This window comes from Nonomuraea sp. NPDC051298 (assembly GCF_055586305.1).
Window position 1 is genome coordinate 81,325 of the sequence record NZ_JBVJIM010000020.1, and the last position, 20,141, is coordinate 101,465.

Sequence of the window (20,141 nt, forward strand, 5' to 3'; positions counted from 1 at the left end):
GACGCGGTGCAGGATCGGCTCGGGCAGGAAGCTCTTCTCCCTGCCGTCGAACGTCTTCATGGACCACGGTCAGCCAGCGGCACAGAGCGCACGCGGCGAATCGGCCTCGGCATGCTGTCCCTCTCTCGACGAAGACACCGAGGAAACCACCGACCCGAGCGACCTCGAACGTCATATGGACGACATAGTGCGGACGTCAGGCCGGACGGGACAACGCGCGGCCACACGGGGGAAAGACAGAGGTACAGCCAGAGGGGACCCGGGTGCGCGTTCACACCCATTATGGGTGTGTACCGCTTCGGGCGGCGCACGCAATCCACGCATGCGCCGTTCATGGCCGAAGCGCTCAGCACACGCCAGCCACCTCCCTGAGCCGGAGAACCGGACGTTGAGGCGGTGAACATGTGCCCCAAGTCGGCACGCTGCACTGCCCGCCTGCGGATGCGAAGGCATCGGAAACTCTGTCTCGGATGCGCCTCCCGGGTCGCGTCGGCGGACGCGCTCGCAGGAGCCTGATAGGGCTGCGGTCGAGAGGACTCCTGTGTGGTGCTCGTCTGGGCGCTCGCTGCTGCAGCACGTGAGGGTGTGCGCTCTTGTGGCGTGAGAAGCCCTGCGGCGAGGATGGTGGAGTCCTGTGCAGATTGGGGGGTGAGTGCGCCGACGGCGTCGAGTTCGCTCCGCCAGCCAGATCCCAGCCAGATGCTCAGATGGTTCTGGATTTGCCAGAATTGCCGAGCCTCGTCGGGGGTCCAGGAGCGTGATCGTTCAACTTCGATAGCGGCACGTGTAGCAGGTCCAGAGGCCCACATGTTCTGTTCGACGTGGTTGGCGTAGAGGATGGTGTTGCCTCGCCGCAGGACCACCACAGTGTCCGCCAGGTGCTGGGCGTCAATAAGGTCGGCGGTAGCCAGGATCCCACGGTAAGAGCGCTCATGTTTGCCAGGATCCGTGAGGCGGCCGTGTCCACGGTCGGCTACCTGCTCAGCGTAGCGATGCAGGATGCCTTGTCTGCTGAGCGCTTCTGGCACGGCCAGAAAAGCGACTTCGGCCTTGTAGCCGTATTGCCGATATTGTCGCACGCTGTCGCGGAAGTAGTCCGGGTTTTGCATGGTGGTTTCAATGACCACGTCGACGCGCTGTTGGCGAAGGTATGCCTCAGCTTTGCGAGACCAGCGCTGCCCGTCGGGTCCTAAATGGGCCGCCATGTTTTGGTCGGCGGTGGTCATCAGGTGGTGATAGGCAGGATGGTAGGGCTTGTAGTAGTCGCTGTTGACCAGGCTGGCACCACCCCGCTGGGCGAGCGCCTCCATGATGGAGGCGGTCGTGCGCGTCTTTCCGGATCCCTGCTGGCCGGCGATGTAGACAACCACGGGAACGTCTTGGCGCGCCCCTCGAGACAACTCGGTCGGCACTATGGCCGATCGGAAGATATCTTCGCTTTCGCGTTCGGACAGAATATATCCACCGGATTGCGCTTCGGTCATTCCGCACGCCGCTCAAGTTCAGCCAACTGGACATTGAATATGGCACGCTGGGCTGCTACCTGATCGCTGTCATGGGCCACAAGCGTGTCACGGGAGTGCACCACACCAGTGCGGGCTTGCTGCAGCTCACTGATCAATGAATGATCCGGCTTCTCGTGGGCTTGTTGCTGCGCAATCCGTGCGGTATAAGCGCCGATGAGGTGATTGGCAGCCTCGATAGCGGCTTCATAGCCCACTGATTCTTTCGTTGACCAGGAGAACTGCTCCATCCGGCCGGTAATTGAGATTCCGGGGTCCATTTCGCTCCATCGTAAGGTCCGTGATTGCAAATACCTTGAACGCTACCGTAGCAGCCCTTTGATGATCACCTCGAAAGCTGACTTGGGGGCCGCAGGCAACGATCGCCCGACCATCTCCCTCAGCATTTCAGAGCAGCTCGGTGGTCTCATGTATCCTCTCAGGCTGCGCCCAGCCTGGCGGTGTTGTCGAGAAACCTGGGCACGGCGGAATGCGTCGTCTCCGCAGCGCCAAGGCCGACGCGGGCAGCGTCGAGCAGCGCCGGACTGCTGGTGCTCACGATCATGGTGCGGCCCCGGCGTAACTCCGTGACGTTGCGCGCAATGAGCTGTTCGGGGACCGCGTCCACGTCCGTCGCCGGATCGCGCAGGACCAGGATGTCGGCGTCGGCCGCCAGGGCACGGGCCGGCGACAGTCGCGCGCAGTCGATCGAAGTCGATCACCGCGGCATCGTTCAGTGATGGCCACGAGCGCGACACGTTCTTCTTCGTGGCCAGGTCGACGTTCCGGATCCAAGGCAGCGACTTGCGCTTCCGAATTCCGAACTGGCGGACCGCTTACGCCTACGAGGTCGTGGATCAGGGCCAGCCTTGACCAACCGACCAAGCCCACGTAAGCCCACAACATCACCACAATGTCCTATATTCACCAGTGTTGAACGAGAGAACGTGTTCGACATCCAACGGCGAGTGGCACTCGTAACACCTCTGTCTCCGGTTGGGCCAGGTCTTGGCTTCATCATGGAGCGCAGCCGGAGACCGCTTCGTCCATCGGCCAGCTAAGGCTGCTGCACAGCCCGCCCGGCCGCACGCGCATCTCTACAAGCCCGCAGCTAAAGGCCATCAGCAGCGAGCGCGGCTCACACAACCGCCGCCAGCGTGCAGGGTCGATGAGTGCATCGCCACCCAATCCCGCAAAAAATCTCGCACGTATGGCCAGGGGGCCTGTTTCGCCCCCTGCCACCCAGCAACTAGCGAAGGAGATAACGATGGCCAGGCCATATGGCTGGATCATCACCGCGGACCACTGCGGCGGCACGTACACCAACCGCCGTTACATGGTCGGCAGCCCCGACGAGAAGACCGACCTCGATGCACGCCTTTCGCGCGGAGAGGGCGCGCCTTTCCAGCTCTATGACGGCGACGGCGAGCTCGACTACACCGGACGGATCATTGTCCCGGCGGGGGAGGAGGGCAGTGCTCTGTGGTTTGCTCCCCTCGACTGGGCCCGGGCCGATACCGGGTCAGCGGAGATCCGCTACCGCAACGCCACAAGCGAAGAGTGGGAGATTCTGTGAATTCCGTGATCGCAGAGCTGATCACGGCTTCACGGCGACGATGACGTCGCAGACCCGGCGATGCGCCACCTCCTGAACGAGTCCGACATCACCAGACGCCAGAGCCCGCCGACTATTGAGACCGCGAGGGAGAGGCCAAGCGGCAAACCGCCCTGGCCACCTCAGCATCATCCCCAAGCAGCCCCCGGCACAAAGTCGCTGCTCGCACGGAAACTGACCGCCCCGGCCGCCGGGTACCTGCCCGACGGCATCACCCCCAACCACCGAGATGCCAGAAGCCACAATGATCAAGAGCGATATGCCTCGTCCCCTCAGCCTCGCGCAACGCGCGGCACTCGAATCCGCCTCCGAGGGCGGCGGCATTCACTGGGCTAAACCCAACACCCGCAAGTGGCTAGCCGAGCGGGAACCCATCTTCGCCCGTGGTCACGACTACGACGAGTGGAACATCAGCAGCAAAGGGCGCGCCGCCCTCAACTGGCATGCCTTCTTGCGCGCCGATTACCAACCACGGAGATTGGCATGAGCGGAATAGATCCGATGCAACTCACCGCTTTCGATCTTGAGTCGAGCGATCGGCCATATCCCCTGCTAACTCAGAATTCTCGCCTCAAGGAAATCGGAGTCTTCAACTGGTCACTGCCAGCCTTGGCAGCGCGCCTTCCCGATGGCCGCACTATCAAAACTTGCCCGGCCGCTGGGGTATGCGCCCAGATTTGCTATGCCTTGCAGGGCACCTACAATATCCCGAGCGTAAGGAGACGGCATATAGCGAATCTCGCCTTTGTGATCGAAGATCTAGAAGGCTGGGAGCGCGCCATGCGCAACGAACTCAGCACCCGCCGCTTCGCAGGTAAATGGGTCAGGATCCATGACGCCGGCGACTTTCTCAGCCGGGACTACCTTGCGGCCTGGATACGCATCATGCGAGCATGCCCACAGGTCCGCTTCTACTGCTACACCAAGGAAGTGATCCTCTTCAAGGAGATGGTCGAGCCCGACCAGCCATCAAACTTCCTGTTCGTCTATTCGATGGGAGGGCGTGAAGACAGTCTATTGAATCCACGGGTGGACCGTGTGGCTGATGTTTTTCCTACCGAGGAGGACATCACCGCGGCGGGCTTCCATTCACAGAGAGGGAATGATCTGCTTGCGGTAATCGGCCCCGCACCCGTAGGCATGGCAGCCAACAACATTCCGCACTTTAAGAAGCGGCAAGGTAACCGTCGACTAAGCGAGTGGCAAGCCTCGATTAGAAATAGAGTATCTCGCCCACCTACGTAAGCCGCGAAGGCGTCTCATGTAATAGTTAGCAGATCAGCGCATCCGCACGAGAACTCTTCAGCCCCTTAGAATTCCTTACCTGGAACACGTACAGCCAAGATGAAAGACGGATACGCTCGCGCCATATGCGGAAGGCACGAAACGCACCTTCGCTTCTCACAAGTATGGGAAAAGCGTCTCATCTTTGAGTGCGGGACAGCCACCACCCGCTTACTGCTTGTTCATCGTGCAGCTTGGAAACGGTGGCAACGAGGCGGCAGGCGAGCGATCCGCTGGTTTGGCTCCCTATCTTTCCCCCGGCAGTAGGAGTGATTCCCCGTGTCCGAACCCTCTTCCCCGCCACAGCTCCACCAGTTCTATGAGCTGGCCCAGTTCCTGCAGAGGTTGCCAACGGCGGCGCTGCCCCTTCATCTGACCCACACCGTTCCGCGTGAGCGCGCGGAGTGGATGGAAACCGTCGCTGCCGCTCTGGAGGAGCATGGCCATCCTTACACCGCCACGCATGACGGACCCGTGCGCATCATCTCCGCGCCATTCTGCGGCTCCATCACCCTGCGATGGGTTCTGGTTGCCGATCTCGATGCACATGGCCTGGCTGACGACCATCTGACCGCTGGCAACGCCTCTGCAGACCACGCCCACAACATCCCCCTGGCCGAACCTTACAGCGGTTGGCGCCATAACTGCCCTCCGGCGCCAGCTTTCGATGGCGCGGCCTTGTTCTGGGACAACGCCGGGAACTGGACGATCACCAATCGCGTCATCAACGATCACGAAGGCGCGGTGGAGGACGTGTTTCACTCTTGCCAGTCGTTCGGCGAGCACAGCGTGGCCAGCGTCCTGGCCGCAGTTTCCCGTGATGGCCGCTGGCAATGGCGCTGCTTGTCCGGATGCGGCAGCGCGGCGCCCGATGGCTCAGGACGATGCCGGTCCTGCCGGAAACTTCCCACCTGGTCGTAGGTTCGCCCGAGGTGCGCTCCCTACCTGACGTTTCTCCCGCAGGCAGCGCGGGGGTCGGCGACGGGCTCCGCTGCACTCGGCGGAGCCCGTCGCTCTTACCCAACGTTACGAAAGCTTCTCCGCACCCATGCGAGACAGGTTGCTACTGGTGACCAGATTGCGCTAGGCATACCATCAGCCCTCTGATGTGCATCCATACACCGCCCCTGCGGTAAGTCGGAGCACAGCCAGCCCACATCGCAGTGACCTGTTCTGATCGATCCGTTACTCCGTACAGCGCTGCAAGAGCCCGCCTTCGCTAAACTGCCAACAGCAGTCGGCATCGGCAGCGCGCGCGGTCTATGTGGGCGTCGGTGCAGCTCAGAAATGGGGGCAAGCTTGATCCGGGCAGGTCGCTCGGTGATTGACGCCGATGGACTCGCGTCACTCGCCGGTATGAGCCCCAGAACGGCACGACGGCATGGGCTCTTCACCGATCCCCGCTTGCCACAGCCCGTGAACGCGACCCGCAAGCGGTTGTGGGACCTTGACCAGTGCACCGCTTACCTCGCTGGGCGGGAGGTGCCGCCAGTGCCGTCCACCGACGACCCTCAGGATCTGCTGGATGCACGGGAAGCGGCCCGGGTCTGGGGCATCAGCCCTGCGCGTTGGCTGAAGAACGTGGCCGAGGGCTACGCACCTCAGCACACCGTCATCGTGTGTGAGACACGGCACTGGTCACGAGTTGCCATCACGGGCTTCCGGCGACCAGGGAGGGGTGCTGGCGCAGGGCGTCCCCGCGGTAGGTCGGACAGTCGACCGCGGCGCCCCAGCGAACGCGACCTCCTGCACCAGCAACGTGTAGAGCTGGTTCGCCAGGTGCTGGACAACGCAACTCGTGAGCAGCGAGAAGTGACCTTGAAGGAAGTCGCCAGCATCGTCAGCGCAAGTCAGGCCACCGCCAGCCGACTCGTCGCCAAGGCGAGACAAACCCCCGCCACGGTCTCGGAAGCCTCCGCAGGGTGATCCCGGCACCACGGTCCGGCAGCCGGTAGACGACGCCCCATCACCTTGCCAGGGTCGCAGGCCGCGAGCTCGGCCACCCGTCTGAAGATGCTCAGGCGACTTGTCATCACCCGGCAGCACCGCTGACCGCGACACGTGGCCAACCGCAGCATTCACTGCAGTGGCAGCGTGCGCCATCAACCGCTCAGTCACTGGCCAAACCGGACCCCACCCCGGTCGACCCCTCTGTCGGTCCAACCCGAAACCCGCTCGCATGACCCATTATTCCGCCATGATTTTCAGTACATTACCTGGTGCAGGCCGCACCGCCTCAGTTGCACTCTCACCCACCGGTGGGGACTGGCGCACCTGCAGCACCCATCTCGACGGCCCCATCGCCACCGTGTCCTGAATCAGAGTGTCACCTCGCCCGCGCCCAGCCAGGACGAGACCGGCCGCTGATCCAAACCATCGATGGGTGCGGCTCCTCCTGAGCGACTGAAGCGATCAAGCCGTAAGGGCGTATCCGTCCTGGTAGCCGGTCTGATGGACACGCTCGTGTTGCCGGGCGAGATGGAAAGTCCAGTACTCCTCCAGATGACCGTTGGCGACCAGCGCGCGGAGCTTCAGCACCGCCTCGGCCCCGGCCAGGCCCCACCGTGCCCCGGCCAGGTCGAACCTGTCGGCGATCAGATGACGGCACGCGCCCTCGATCACCCCGGTCGCGATCGGCCATCCCGCCTCCAGCGCCTGGTCATACCGCAGATGCCCGGCGTTGTTAGACAGATAGCGGATGCACGCGTCGATGCCGTCACGGTGCTGCGCGCCGGCTGTGGCGGCCTGCGCCCTCAGCGTGGTGATGACCTGGCCGGTGTGCCCGGCCAGCAGGGCCAGGGCATGCCCGGCGACCCAGTCCTCCGCGGCCGGCGCCGCGGGCGGGTGCAAACTCCACGCAGCAGCCCATAACTTCTCCAGCACGTGCACGAAATCGATCACGATGTGGACGCGGATGCGGCGCCGGGCGGCTTCGACGATGATCAGGTCGAGCTGGTGGCGAGCCCCGTCGACCAGCACGACCCAGGGACGGGCATGCGCGGGATCACGGGCCTCGGCATGATCGAACACCTTGGCGATCACAGGGCCGGGGCCGGTGACGACCGAGCCACACAGCCACTTGCGCGTCGCGTTCGGCCGGCCCCGTGGCAGGCGCCGGCCGGATCGCCCGCCCGGGACGGCGATCACATCGTGCGGCCGCCGCGGCGCCGGTTCAGCGTCGTAGACCACCCCTAGCGTCGCCATCCGTTTGCGCGCCGGTTTCTCCCCGGCCGCCAGCCGCGTCCGGAACGTGGCTCGGGCGCGGGCGGCGGCCTTCGCGGTCGCGGGCCGCAGCGCTTCGGGGCGCATCGCGATGCCCTTGCCGTCCACGCTGATCGCCAGCACCGTGGACGCCGTGCACGGCAGCACGGTTCGCGCGGCGTAGAAGGCGTCGACATCGGCCGCGGCCTGGGCGACCAGCTGCTCGATCTGCCGTTTGCCGATCACCTGACCGCACCGTGTGGTGATCGCCGCCAGGGCGGCGTCGAACGAGCCGCGCACCGTCTCGATGACCGCGAGCTTCGCCAGCCCGGCCGAGTGTCGCACCGCCGGCAGCGATAACGCCGCATCCACCGGATAAACGTTGCGGACGCCAGGGGCCCGCCACGCGCACCGGGTGACCGTCACCGTCCCGGTCACCGTGGCGAGCAGGCGGTGGTGCCCGAGCTCCACCCGCCGCCGCGGCACCCCGTCCGCGCCGATCACCTCCGCGGCGCCACCGTCCTGGTGGCGGGCGTGGCGTACCTGCTCCAGCTCGCGCAGCGCGCGCAGGTCAAGGTGGGCCTGCAGCAGCAGGCGCTGCAGCTCCCGGCCCTGCTCGGTGATGGTCTCCTCCAGGCGGTTATGGGCAAGCGTCCCGGTCTGCGCGTCGGTGAGGTGTCCGATGAGCCAGTTGAATGTGTTCTTCGCCTTCGCAAAGACGTCAGCGGTGGCCTCGGTGTCGTACGGTGCCTGCACAGGGCTCTTCCTTCGTCGGGGTCGATTGGGTGGCACCTTCGAACCTGACGGCGGGAGAGCCCCGCCACAATCACCCGCCCGGTGACGACGCGATTGCGTCTCGTGACGCCACGCCATCCTGCCCGGCCATCTCGCGGGCCACCGGATCGGTCACCGTGAACAGTCCCGGCCCTTCTTCCTTCGCCCAGCCGCGTTCCACCAGCCGCTTCAGCTTGGAGCGCAGCCCTTCCCGCTTGGCGGCCTCATCCGGCAGTCCCATCGCCACCGCGATCTGCCCGGCCCGTATCGCCCGCCCGGCATCGGCCATGATCTCCACCGCGTCCCGGTACGCGCGCGGCAGCACCGCCGTATTCATGCCGGGTTGCCAGTGCGGCACCGTCACCACACCCAGCACCGGTGGCTGCTTCGACGGCGCGTTGCCGGCCGCGTCGGCGGCCTCGGCCTGTCCATTGGGCTCATCGAGCAGTTGGGCCGCTTCGCCCAGGATTTCCTCGACGGTCTCCCGTGTGATCGTCAGCCGTGACAAGCGGTCCTGCTCGTCCTGCATCTGTGAGGTGAGCGCGGCGATCTGCTCGCGGATCTCCTCGATTCGCCGGCGGGCAGCGGCTTCGCGCCGTGCTAGTTCCTCGAGCAACGAGCTCATCGTCACCACCGCCTCACGGGTCTGCACTCACAGTAAAAGGCGGTTCCTGGATCAAACAGTCATGTCTACAAAAGCCCAGCTCAGGCACTCACTGAGGGAGAGCCGCACCCAAACGAGGCCCTGGCCGCCTTTGGCCTCGACCGCCCCGCCTTCGTGGTCGAAGGGGTCAAGTACTTCCCTGAGCACCGGGCGGACGTGTTCTTCGTGACTATCGAGAAGGCAGAGGGAGATTACTCCGAAACCACCCGCTACCACGATCACGCGATCAGCGAGACCGACTTCCAATGGCAGTCCCAGGGCAGGCTCCGCGCCACGGCGGCGCCCGCTCACCGCTACATCAACGGCCACTCGACGGTCCATCTGTTCATCCGCCGGACCAAGCGTGACACCGGCCTGGGCGCCCCGCCCTACACCTACGCCGGGACGATGCGCTACGTGTCGCACAAGGGGGAGCAGCCCATCACCTTCGTCTGGCGGATGGACCGTGATCTGCCACCTGAGGTTTTCAAGTACGCGTTCGTGACGGAATAGACCGGCATCGGACCCGGCCCGGCTCCTTCGTTGCAGGGGCCGGGCGGCGCCGGGCGGCTCGGAAGGTGCACGCGAGAGAACGGGACGGGCGTCGAACTCGTGCACCGTCGGCGATCGCGCGCCGTTCGCCGCGCGGCGGCGGGTTGGCCGTGTATCACACCACTTGTCGCAACCCCTGGCATCGACGTCCGGCAGTCGGTGCGGCGCGCACCCGCCACGCCGACGTCGCGTGAACGATTGGAGCCGCGTGAGGCAGGGTGCCCTCCCTGAGGCTTCCTCGGCGCGGCAAGGTCGAGCGTACGTCTGCGGTTGCACTGAGAGCCAGTCGTTTTCGGTTTGCTCGGCTGTTGGGATCATGCCGCCGCGTCGAGTTCGCTGGATGCCACGCCAGCAACATGGGGCGGCCGGCGGACCTCCCGAGCGCGCACGCTCTGGGTTGGCACGATCCGCCGGCCCTTACTTCACCCACAAATCCCGCCAGGAGCAAGAAGTCCTCGCGTGACTGCTGGCCCTCAGTCTAGGGCCGGACGCGGCGCCTCGTCGCCGGCTCTCAGAGAGGCGAGCCTCACCATCACATAAAACATGTATTTCCAAGTACATTATGTACATCGAGACCTCCAGCAGGGGTCGCACTCTGCACCGATCCCGTCCCTCCCTTCCCTGATTCGAGGAGACCCATGAGCCCGCAAGGCGCTGCGTCGCCCCCTTCCTGCGCACCAGCCGCAGACCAGCTGGCACTCTTCGCCGAAGAGGCGACACCGCTCTCGGCCTCGACCCCACTGGCCGCCTCCTGCCAGCCCACCTTCGCCCGCCACGGCTCTAACCCGCCGAAGATGGGCTGGCTCCACAAGGCATACCTCGCCTTGCAGGAGGACCCGATGGCCTTTATCCGCAAGGACGCCCCCATTACTCTTGGCATCGGTCACAGCCAGGTTCAGTCTCTGCGCTTTTGGATGCGCGCGTTCAAGCTCACACATGAGACACCGAACGGCACGAAGGGTGGACCGCACCAGGTGAATCTCACCGATCGCGCCCACTGGCTCTTCTCCGACGACGGAGCCGATCCCTATCTGGAGGACGCGAGCAGTCTGTGGCTTCTCCACTGGTGGCTTCTGCGCCCGTCATGCCTGGTCCCGGCCTTCTGGGAAGCGTTTCACCATCCTTTCGCGCGAACCACCCGCGTCGAACTGTGCCAGCGGATCTCGCGGAATGCGCGCGAGGCCGGCTGGAATCCGACCGACAAGATCGTCGAGCGCGACGTGTACTGCCTGGTGCGCATGTACACCGCGAGCGGCGGAGAGTTCGAGCAGTCCCGCGTGTCATTGGAGGATCAACTCACCCGCCCTTTCGCCCTGCTCAACGCCATCTCGGTAGAGGAGAAGAGCCAGATCCACCTGCATCCCGCCCACGCCCTTCCGCCCGCGGTCGTCGGATATATGTGTCTCGACTTCGCGCGCGCCCTCACCTCCGGGCCAGGAAGCATCTCCCTCGGCCGCCTGGCCACCGAGCCGGGCAGCCCGGGCCGAGTGCTGCGCTGGTGGAGCGGCAAGCTGCGCCCCGTGCTTGAACGCATCGAACATCCCGATTTCCACCTTGTCGAATCCACCGATGGCGTCAGCGTTGCGTTCACCGCACCCGCCGCCGACCTCGCCTGGGACCTCCTCGACAGCCACTACCACGGTGCCCGGCAGCGGCTAGGCCGCGCCGCGCCGCTCGATGAGGACGCCACCGCCGACTGAGCACGCTCGACCGACAGCTTCTCCGGCGACCCCGCCCAAGGGGGGCGCCGCTGTCATGTCTGGCATCCGACCAGCGCCCCTCTGCCGCCATGACGCCGCTGCGTTTCGCCGACCCGCCAAGGCTCCAGGCAGCATGGTGCCGGTACTTCTCGTGCACAGCACACACTCATAATCATGCATAAGCAAGTCAAATAGTGTGCGGCGACCGGCACTCGCCTCACCCACCCCGCGGGATTTACCCGAAAGGAGCCCTGTGACGTCGTACTCGCGGGCCTGCCCCCGGCTAGCCTCGAACGACTGCGCGACAAAGCCGCCGAGGGAAAGACGCTTGGATTCCTGAGTTGCGGAGCAGGCTGGCAGTCCACCACATTGGCGATCATCTCCGCCCTGAGACTCGCTCCCGATATCATCCCCCGCTACGACGGGATGATCTTCGCCGATCCAGGCTGGGAGAGCCATCTCACCTATACCCACCTTGATCGGCTGGAAGCCTTCGCCGCGGACGCCGGTATCCCGCTGCTGAGAGTCAGCGCGGGTAACATCCGTGATGACGCGCTGCGCACCAGCGGCCACTACGCCACCATGCCGCTGCACGTGATGGGCCGTAATGGCACACGAAAGATCCTCAGGAGACAGTGCACCGAAGAATACAAGATCAAACCCATCATGGCGGGGGTGCGCGCAGCACTGGGCGCACCGATCAGCGGGGACGGCAACATCGGCCGAGTGCCAGCCGGGCGGCATGCCTTCCAAGACATCGGCATCAGCGCCGACGAAGCGCGCCGCATGAAGGACAGCGAAGGGCTTCCCCGCTATCTCGAACTCTTCTACCCCCTGGTCCAAATGGGCCTGACCCGACAGGACTGCGGCAAGATCCTCAAGGAGAACGGATTCGAGAACGTCCCTCCCAGCGATTGCATCGGCTGCCCCTTCCACGGCAACCAAAGGTGGAGAGACATTCGCAACAATCGGCCCGAGGACTTCCTCGACGCCGTCGCCTTCGACCACGAGATCCGGAACGGGCATCCCGCCGCCGGCACCGAACTGGACGGCGAAGCCTACCTCCACCGATCGCGGGTGCCGCTCGAAGAAGCCCCCCTCGACGTGGTGACCGCCAAGGAGTGGGCGATGCGCCAAGGTGAGATCGATCTCGATGTCGCCGCCTTCGAAGAGGATCCGCCCGGCTGCTCCCCATGGGCCTGCCGACGTACCGAGATCCCCCAGGGCGCCGCTCGCGAGGCAGCCGCCTGACCTGCTGCGCCGCTGGCCCCGTCGCCCCAGACGGCCAGCGCCGCAGCCCTCTGCTCTGATCGCGGCCCTGGAGCCGCCGAGCGTTCGAGGAACCATGACCCACAAGCTGCTCACACACACGATCGCCACGAGCGCCGCCCCCAGACGGCAGTGCCGCCCGCCCGACGTCACGATGCCGGACGCCCGGCACAATGAGGATGTGGAAAGCGATCTGGAGTACGCGCGACGTGTCGCTCAGGCACATGCCGGTGAATCACCGCTCGGCCCCGACGACATCACCACAGCGGGTATCGCAGCGCTCGGCCGGGTATCCCCGTCCGCGCTCTCCCACTGGACAAATGAACCCGCCTTTCCCGAACCGCTGCGTGCCGGGGTCTTTCCTCTGGCAGAGGTCCAGCAGTTCATATTCGCCGCGCACCTGGGCAACGCTCGGCGTGTGGCCCGCGAGCAGGCGGGCCCTTACAAGATCGATGACGACGAGATCACCACCAGGGGTGCCGCCACGCTGGCCGGAGTGGACACCACGACGATCACCCGCTGGGGTAAGGATCCGGACGTCGACTTCCCATCATCGCTGCGCAAGGCGGTCTATCCGCTGGAGCCGGTCGTGCGTTACCTGATGCGCCGCGCTCCTGTCGAAAGGCAGCCCGGACCGGACTCCCTCATCACCCTCTACCAGTTCGCCCAGTTGCGCGGCCTTGCGGACATGACCGTCATCCAGTACGCCGACCACCCCCACCTGAAAGCGCTCTGGAAGGCGAGCAACGTCAACCACCGGGGAGCCCCGCTCTGGCCCCGGGCAGAACTCGATAACTTCTGGGACCACGTCAGGATTGGGCGTGGACGGACACCGAGGCGAGCCAGCATGTCCAGAGACGCGCCGACCGACAAGTAGCCCGCCGGACCAGCCCCACCCGCATCTCGGCCCTGACGCTGTCCGGCCACCACCGCAACGGGCCAGCGCCAGGTCAGCGTTAGGTCACAGCGCAGCGCAGCGCGCCGACGTGGCCGCAAACAGCGGCATTCGCCCTTCCACCGCGGCTTTCCCTCCCTATCGGTGCCGCACCATCTGCGGCTCTGACGGCCAACCCCACATGGCCCATAATCGCGCTAAGATTATTAATGCAAAGAGCGGTGGTTCTGGCCGGGCACGCCGACCACACGCCCGAACACTCACCATCCCCCCATTGGAAGGAGCCCCATGGCGTCCTTGGACACTCTGCTCACCTTCATCCAGCAGGCACAACCCGAAGATCTCAACACCATTGAACGCGCCTGCAAGAACCGTCGCGCGGCCACCATCGAGCCGGGTGCCGTGGTGGAGATGCTCCCCGGCCGCCCCGCCTACTACAACGGCTGCCGTGGCACGGTGGAGCAGGTCAAGCGCGGACGGGGCGTCGACAAGGCGCTCGTCGAACTCGACAAGGAATCCAGCGCCGGGGTGCGGCAGCGGTCTGCCTCGCACCGCTTCGACTGCTTCAGCGACGAGCCTTTGAAGGTGTGGTCGCCCCTCGGACAGCTGCGCCTGGTGACGGAGCCCTAGCACGCCGCCCTCACCCGCAGACTCCGGAGGCATCAGCCGACAGAGCTGCGTCTCGGCGACGCGGCCCGCCGCTGCATCACGTCCGACATGCTCGGCGGGCCGCCCGCCTCTCCCACATCAGTACCGCACGACACGAAAGGACATCGTCATGAGCTGGGATCTGTCTGATTACGCTGTGCAGTTGCAGTGGTATCAGCTGCTCAATCAACGCCAGGTGTGGCGGACCGAGGACGGCCGGAGCGTACCGGTCCGCGAGATGTCGCGAGTGGACGCCTACTGGGCCCGCCGATGGGTTCTGTCCAACGCAGCTGACCTGCTCGAAGCCGTCACCCAGGTCCTCTTCAATGAGGAGACGAAGGCCAAGCAAGAGAACGACGACTTCAATCCTTTGAAGGGCCAACGGCCGGAGTGGGACCCGGGGGATTGGTACGGCAGCATGCTCGCCTCGCCCGGATTTCCCCGCCTGTCAGGTCCGGTCGACTGGATGGATTACGCCCCACTCGTCGACGAGCTCGGCTACCGGGCCGTCGGGGAGCACCGCCCCCAGCCGGAGGAACGCCGGGAGCTTGTCGAGGGCGTCGAGGTCGTCTTCTCCGTCATGCTGCTCGAACGCGGTCGCTGGACCTTCCCCGAATCACGGGCGCGTGAAGGCTACGAAAGCATGCAAGACGCGATGACCGAGGCGCGCCTGCAGATCTGGGGCAAACTCTCCGGACCTCTCGCGCAGCGGTGCGGGCACGACATCCCCGACAACGAGCATGACGCCCGGTGGCGGGAGCACATTGAGCCGCTGCTCGAAAAGGGCTGGGACATCTCGCCTCGCAAACTCGCCGAGCTCAACGCCGCCGCCGACCGCATTGCCACCATCGCCGCCAGGGGCCTGATCGACGAGGAGCCCGACCAGTAGCGCCACCGGCAGAGGCACACGATCGTGCACATCCGGTCGTGTGCCCCTGCCATCGAAGAAGTGTGCAACCGCCTGCACGACCTGTCCCTGACGGAAGGCGTGCCCGGCACCGCCCCGCCTTTCGGCCACGGCGGCATGTCGCCGTGGCCGAAGCCACCAACGTGAGGATCATCGTGCCATCCACCCGAACGGCCCTGATCGCCGCACTGTCTGTTCTGCTCAGTGACTTCGACTGGACCACACCCGAAAGCGCCGCAGCGGCCCGCCATGTGCGGCACACCAGTTGCGGGCACACGATCGCCGTCGTGCACGCCGGCGACAAGCTGATCACCGCACTCAACGCGGCGCTCACCCATCGATGTGAGCAGCGCGATTACTGCGACGAGTGCGAAGCCGACGTCACGAACGACGACAGCCATATCAGCCCTTCGCACCAGCCCTGGTGCTCACTCCATCCGGACAACACTGCGACCAGCACGCCAACGCCACCCTATGCTGCCGCCCCGCCCTTGTGACTCGCCGAGGGCCATCCAGCACCTGTGCACGTGCCCGTCGGACGTGGCCAAGCTGGTCCAGGCCCGGGGTGGCCCGCCCCCGAGGCCCCCGATGAGCTTCCCCGAGATCGTCAAGCCCGCCCGCGTCTGCGCCTGGCGCGAAGGAACCCCACACCCGACCGTCGTGATCGACTGGTACGACTAGCTCCGCTGCGCCACGCCCGGCAACAACGACCCTCACGGCTCCGGATTCGAGTTCCTGCCCAACGAGCCTGGCATGGTCACCCTGCCCGAGGGCACCGACCGGGACGGCATCTACGTCTGCCTGGCCTGCGGCAAAGTCATCGACATCACGGACGTCCCGGCCTGGAACCCCCATAGCAAAGAGGCACCACTCCCCGCCCCCCGGCCAGACGAGCATCCTGACGTCCGCCAAGCCCGCTAGCCCCCCGCGATTCGCCTAGCCCGGCAGCCACCGAGCGCCGCACCGTGGTGCGGCTCGCCGCTGTCTTCCGCAACGACGACGTGGCCGACGAGGAGCCGGCCGAGGTGTAGGAGCCCGACACCAGCAGCGACACCGCCAGCTAGCCCACCCGCACCCGCCCCACCCCCGAGGGCGGGCCCAACCCTCAAGGACAAACCCATGATCTTCGAGCAGATCCCCAAGCCCGACGAACGCGCCATCGTAGGCCGCGCCATGCTCCGCGCCTACGCGCTCCGCTCCGACTCCCTCACCCGCCAGACCGGCGGCACCATCCCGAGCCTCCTCACCCCGAACGGCCGCCGTCAGGCCGCCGAACAGCTCCTGCACGATGTGTTGACTGCACTCGCCGACGACGGCGTAAACGTGCCCGAGTTCCTCGCCGATACGCTCGCCGAGGCGTGGGGCGAAGACCAGGCCGGGACGACGCCGTTCATCCGCTACCGGCCCCCTTCCTGGGTGCACGCCCTCGGCCGCGTCGGAATCGAGCTGTTTGGCAACGACGGAGACGTCCACAAGTACCTCACCGGCTTCGAAACCTACGTCGTCAACGACGCCGCGCAGCTCCTGGCCAACCTGGATGAGTACGGCACCCCCGACTCGGCCGAGGAGATCGAGCCCGGCCACGTAGCCATCGTCGTCACATTCGACTACAAAGAGACCGCCATCCACCACGTGACGGCCCGCGCCGTGGTCCCCGAGGCCATCGCCAACGACGTGCCCGAGGTACGCATGTGGCTCCGCGCCAACAAGGCCGACTGGTACGAGCAGTTTGACCCGGGGATGAGCGACGTCGACGAGGAAGAGACGTTCATCGATAACGTCCGCATCGTGAAGGAGACCAACCAGTGAGCAGGACAAGTCGGTCGTCATCGTCCAAGGTCTAATCAACGGCACCTACGAGGTGAACGGCCACGCCTACACCGACAAGGGACTTGAGGAGCTGGAGGCCGAGGCCACCAAGCGCGGGCTCACCGTCATCGAGCACGCCCGCCTCATCTCCAAGGCCGACCCCGCCAATCGCCCTCTGCTGACAGCCACCAGCACGACAATGGGCTCTACCCCGGGCAGGGGCGGCGCCCAATGCCGTATCGCGGATACCGCTCGCAGCAGTACGCCGCCCCGTTCTCGGCCAGGGCCCCGGCAGCGATTCTCCCAGCCGTAATCTCCTCAGCCGTCTCCCCGCGCCCAACCCCGATCGGCTCTCCCTCGACACAGCGCACGCTCATGCCCATCGGCCTCCCTACCGCGAGGGCACGACCAGGGCCGCACGACATTAGGCCCGCAAGCCCGCCATCCTCCCGGCGACCTACCATCAACCCGCTGTGGGGGAGCCATGCAGAAGATCCAGGCTCGCAACTTCCACCGAGGCCGCGTACGCCGTCCAATCTGGCTGATCGTCATGCGTGAGGGCGGTCGCACATCCTGGCGTCGCCCGACATGCAAGAGGTCAGACAACATCCATCAATCATGCTTTTGCAAGTAAAATAATGGATGTGGTCGGGATGGCACCCCGGCCCACCACCCGCAATCCCCTCATCGCAAGGAGGTCATGGTGCACGTCATCCGCACCTTTCCAGATCCGGTCCGGCCGGGATGGTTCGAGACACGGTTCCACCACGAGGTCCGGCGCTTCGACGTCATCCTCGAAGGGCCTGCCATCGGAGAACAGTTCGCCGACGCCCAATCTGTCAGCTTCCACGACCGTTCCATCGTCCGGTTGCTGGCGGAACACACCTCTCTCCATGTCGAGGCGTGCGCCGAGGTCAGGCTCTTCCGTCCCGACGCCCCTCATCGGTTCAGCCCCTGTCAGTGCGGCGCCGCGCCCCTGCAACCGCACAACCATCCGGCGTGCTCCCTCGTACTGGATCTGTGGGACAGCGCACGACGGCTCTGGCCCGATTTGGCTGGACCCACCGCTGCCAGGACCACGTACGCACTCACGCGCGCCATGGGCGCGGTGCCCCACGCTCACGCCCAGCAGGAAATCGCATGACGATGCAGATCCCCGCCCCGCTCGCCCACCTGCACACACACGGAGGACGGATCGTTCCGGCCATCACCCTGCGACACGCCAACGGGCTGCCCGTACTGGGCGAAATCGACTACGACATCGTGGAGGAGTGCTTCGCGGCGAACCTGTGCCAGCTGTGCAAGGAGCCCATGTTGGACACAGTGATCCTCATGGCCCGCCCGATGGATTTCGTCCAAGGCGGCGTGGGGGAGCCCGGACAACACGCCTTGTGCGCCGACTACGCCGCCCGCGCCTGCCCCATGCTGGCGGGCCAGCTCCCGCAGCACCGCGAGCGGATCCGCTCACGACAGCCGTGCGGCACCTCTCGCTGCTGGTGTGAGCGCCAGCCCCCTGTGAGTGGTGACGAAATCGCCCGCGCCGGTCGACCCGCACAGCCGTGGTTTGCCGTACGTCTACCTATCAGCGACTACCGCGTCTGCCTCACGCCTCAGGGGCTCCAAGCGAGTTCTCTTCGGCACCTAGAACGCGCCGAAATCACACTGGTCCAACCGGGTCGGCCGAGCCTGCGCGAGCGGTTCCTCATGGCAATGCTTGGCCTTCCATGGGTCGAGTCGTAGCCCCCTAACGCTGCGGCCACCCGGACAAGCCGACCCCGCAGACCGAGCGGGGTCGGCCCTTCCTCACCGAACCAGCAGAAGATCCCTGGGCACACGGACGCCTCATGCCGCATCGGGACGCAACAAGCGCCCGTTGCCCCACGCAGCCACAACGTCTCTCGTTGGAGCCACCATGTCATCACACACCCGCGGCCTGCTGACCTTCTCCAGCCCGTACGCAATGGGCCGTGAATGCTTCCACGCCGTCGGCAGTCACGCCACGCCAGCCATGCTTCTTCCACTCCTGGCCGACTATGTCGCCGACTGCCACCAGCACGCCCGCGCCGTCGAACCGCGCACCTACCGGGCCTACCTGGCCCAGCATTCCGACCTCCCGCTGCCCCGCCTCGACGCTCCGGACGACGCGGAGCAAGACCAGAGCTGGAAGGATCCAGGCGAACGCTTCACCTACCACATCACCCCGACCGCCTTCACCCGGGAGGAGGGGCCGCACACCCTGCTGCACCTGGGCGTTCACTGGCGCGACGCCGAGCACGGCTGGCTCGAATGGCACGCCTTCCTCCACCCGGAGCACCTCTACCGATGGGCCGCGCAGGCGCTGCACCGCCAGGCCAAGATGCGCGTGCGCGACCTGAGACACGCCTTTTGTCGGTCCGCCGAGGCAAGCTCGGTGCACGTCCACGAGCTTCGCCAACGTGCCGACCGTCTGAACAACTATGCCGACGACCTCACCACCGGTGACGCGCCGAACGGGAGCACCGACGCCGACGCCATCGCCGACCGCTATCGAACCTACGCAGATGTGCTGTCGGAGCTGCACTGTTTCGCCGTGGTGGCGCACATCAGCCGTGGAGATGGGTGTTTGGCGATCACCGCCGAACTCCCGGGCGATCGCTTCGTGACCGCGCGCAGTTCCCCAGGCGCAACCTTGCCCGCCCGCCGCAGCGAACTGACCGGCTGGCGCGTGGATCTGGTCAGCCCATATGCCTCCACCCCCCTCGAAACCCCCTACGTCGCGCTAGAGCCCGATTCGCTCGCCATGGCCGAAGCCTTCGCCTGTCTCTATTTCGTGGCCGAGGATGAGATCGCCCTGTCCGAGGGCCGCCACGACGAAGGGCACCAGCGGCTGTGCCCGCAGTGCGATCACGAAGTGCACGACGACCGGCTTCCCAGCGAGCCATGCACCACCTGTACCCCCGGTCGGACCCGGCCGTTCCGATCGGCCGCCGAAGTAAACACGGCAGGAACCCACCCCGCCTGACAACGAGCGCGAGAGGACCCGCCCGACCGCCGCCGTTGGCCGATAGCGGCCGAGAACACCTCGCAACCACGCCCCCGTCCCGCCGTGCGGCGGGACGGGGTCTCTTCTCTGCCACCCATCCCGCCCTGCCCCAACCAACACCACACAAACACGTATTTCCAAGTCATATTGGTGACGGCCATGCCTACTCGCCCTGGCCAGGCGGCCCGACCACGAGAAGCGCCTCCACCATGAGACTCCCCACCCCCGTAGCCGACTACTTGCGACGCCACGGACACGCACCCACATCCACGCCGCGTCCTCCCCGCCGGGCCACCCTGCTCCCCGACGCCCCGCTCAGC

At 65.7% G+C, this 20,141-nt stretch carries 19 protein-coding genes; 15 read left to right on the forward strand and 4 right to left on the reverse strand.

Translation table 11 applies throughout. From position 1 onward, the window contains the following. Positions 1–56 precede the first annotated feature (56 nt). Together ACZ6S0_RS39720 and ACZ6S0_RS39725 are read right to left on the reverse strand one after the other, a co-directional pair. Positions 57–1,484, reverse strand: coding sequence for a zeta toxin family protein (locus tag ACZ6S0_RS39720; protein WP_465924487.1), 1,428 nt, complete (start codon positions 1,482–1,484; stop codon positions 57–59). Then, entirely contained in the window at positions 1,481–1,783 is a 303-nt protein-coding gene (locus tag ACZ6S0_RS39725; protein WP_465924488.1) for a hypothetical protein, read from the reverse strand. Before ACZ6S0_RS39725 ends, ACZ6S0_RS39720 begins: the two co-directional genes overlap by 4 nt. 986 nt (positions 1,784–2,769) lie before the next feature. Here ACZ6S0_RS39725 and ACZ6S0_RS39730 point away from each other — a divergent pair. From ACZ6S0_RS39730 to ACZ6S0_RS39745, 4 genes are all read left to right on the forward strand, one after another. Then, positions 2,770–3,078 carry a hypothetical protein gene (locus ACZ6S0_RS39730; protein ID WP_465924489.1) on the forward strand — a complete coding sequence of 103 codons (309 nt, stop codon included), beginning with the start codon at positions 2,770–2,772 and terminating at the stop codon, positions 3,076–3,078. A gap of 283 nt (positions 3,079–3,361) precedes the next feature. Further along, positions 3,362–3,604: a hypothetical protein gene (locus ACZ6S0_RS39735; protein ID WP_465924490.1), complete on the forward strand. Its 243-nt coding sequence runs from the start codon at positions 3,362–3,364 to the stop codon at positions 3,602–3,604. Then, on the forward strand, positions 3,601–4,362 hold the full coding sequence (locus tag ACZ6S0_RS39740) for a GP88 family protein (RefSeq protein ID WP_465924491.1): 762 nt from the start codon (positions 3,601–3,603) through the stop codon (positions 4,360–4,362). The genes ACZ6S0_RS39735 and ACZ6S0_RS39740 overlap by 4 nt, the downstream gene beginning before the upstream one ends. Before the next feature lie 318 nt (positions 4,363–4,680). Then, complete coding sequence (locus ACZ6S0_RS39745; protein ID WP_465924492.1) at positions 4,681–5,322, forward strand: hypothetical protein; 642 nt, start codon at positions 4,681–4,683, stop codon at positions 5,320–5,322. A gap of 1,491 nt (positions 5,323–6,813) precedes the next feature. Here ACZ6S0_RS39745 and ACZ6S0_RS39750 read toward each other — a convergent pair. Beyond that, on the reverse strand, positions 6,814–8,358 hold the full coding sequence (locus tag ACZ6S0_RS39750; RefSeq protein WP_465924493.1) for an ISKra4 family transposase: 1,545 nt from the start codon (positions 8,356–8,358) through the stop codon (positions 6,814–6,816). A 70-nt stretch (positions 8,359–8,428) separates the two neighbouring features. Continuing rightward, positions 8,429–9,001, reverse strand: coding sequence for a hypothetical protein (locus ACZ6S0_RS39755; RefSeq protein WP_465924494.1), 573 nt, complete (start codon positions 8,999–9,001; stop codon positions 8,429–8,431). Between the two features lie 153 nt (positions 9,002–9,154). On the opposite strand from ACZ6S0_RS39755, the gene ACZ6S0_RS39760 reads away from it, so the two are divergent. From ACZ6S0_RS39760 to ACZ6S0_RS39810, 11 genes are all read left to right on the forward strand, one after another. Then, entirely contained in the window at positions 9,155–9,532 is a 378-nt protein-coding gene (locus ACZ6S0_RS39760; RefSeq protein WP_465924495.1) for a DUF3427 domain-containing protein, read from the forward strand. Between the two features lie 677 nt (positions 9,533–10,209). After that, positions 10,210–11,271, forward strand: coding sequence for a DUF4007 family protein (locus ACZ6S0_RS39765; RefSeq protein WP_465924496.1), 1,062 nt, complete (start codon positions 10,210–10,212; stop codon positions 11,269–11,271). A gap of 369 nt (positions 11,272–11,640) precedes the next feature. Beyond that, positions 11,641–12,522, forward strand: a complete 882-nt coding sequence (locus tag ACZ6S0_RS39770; RefSeq protein ID WP_465924497.1) for a hypothetical protein — start codon at positions 11,641–11,643, stop codon at positions 12,520–12,522. 94 nt (positions 12,523–12,616) lie between these two features. Beyond that, positions 12,617–13,417 (forward strand): hypothetical protein, encoded by an 801-nt coding sequence (locus tag ACZ6S0_RS39775; protein ID WP_465924498.1) that lies wholly within the window; start codon positions 12,617–12,619, stop codon positions 13,415–13,417. A 306-nt stretch (positions 13,418–13,723) separates the two neighbouring features. After that, a complete protein-coding gene (locus ACZ6S0_RS39780) occupies positions 13,724–14,065 on the forward strand; it encodes a hypothetical protein (RefSeq protein WP_465924499.1) in 342 nt (113 codons plus the stop codon). Between the two features lie 148 nt (positions 14,066–14,213). Continuing rightward, on the forward strand, positions 14,214–14,972 hold the full coding sequence (locus ACZ6S0_RS39785; RefSeq protein ID WP_465924500.1) for a hypothetical protein: 759 nt from the start codon (positions 14,214–14,216) through the stop codon (positions 14,970–14,972). A gap of 143 nt (positions 14,973–15,115) precedes the next feature. Beyond that, positions 15,116–15,487 carry a hypothetical protein gene (locus ACZ6S0_RS39790; protein ID WP_465924501.1) on the forward strand — a complete coding sequence of 124 codons (372 nt, stop codon included), beginning with the start codon at positions 15,116–15,118 and terminating at the stop codon, positions 15,485–15,487. A 622-nt stretch (positions 15,488–16,109) separates the two neighbouring features. Then, positions 16,110–16,799 (forward strand): hypothetical protein, encoded by a 690-nt coding sequence (locus ACZ6S0_RS39795; protein WP_465924502.1) that lies wholly within the window; start codon positions 16,110–16,112, stop codon positions 16,797–16,799. 700 nt (positions 16,800–17,499) lie between these two features. Beyond that, positions 17,500–17,943, forward strand: a complete 444-nt coding sequence (locus ACZ6S0_RS39800) for a hypothetical protein (RefSeq protein WP_465924503.1) — start codon at positions 17,500–17,502, stop codon at positions 17,941–17,943. Next, positions 17,940–18,539: a hypothetical protein gene (locus tag ACZ6S0_RS39805; RefSeq protein ID WP_465924504.1), complete on the forward strand. Its 600-nt coding sequence runs from the start codon at positions 17,940–17,942 to the stop codon at positions 18,537–18,539. The genes ACZ6S0_RS39800 and ACZ6S0_RS39805 overlap by 4 nt, the downstream gene beginning before the upstream one ends. Before the next feature lie 172 nt (positions 18,540–18,711). Next, the gene (locus ACZ6S0_RS39810) at positions 18,712–19,800 is read left to right on the forward strand and encodes a hypothetical protein (RefSeq protein WP_465924505.1); all 1,089 of its coding nucleotides are present in this window, start codon (positions 18,712–18,714) and stop codon (positions 19,798–19,800) included. Positions 19,801–20,141: the final 341 nt, after the last annotated feature.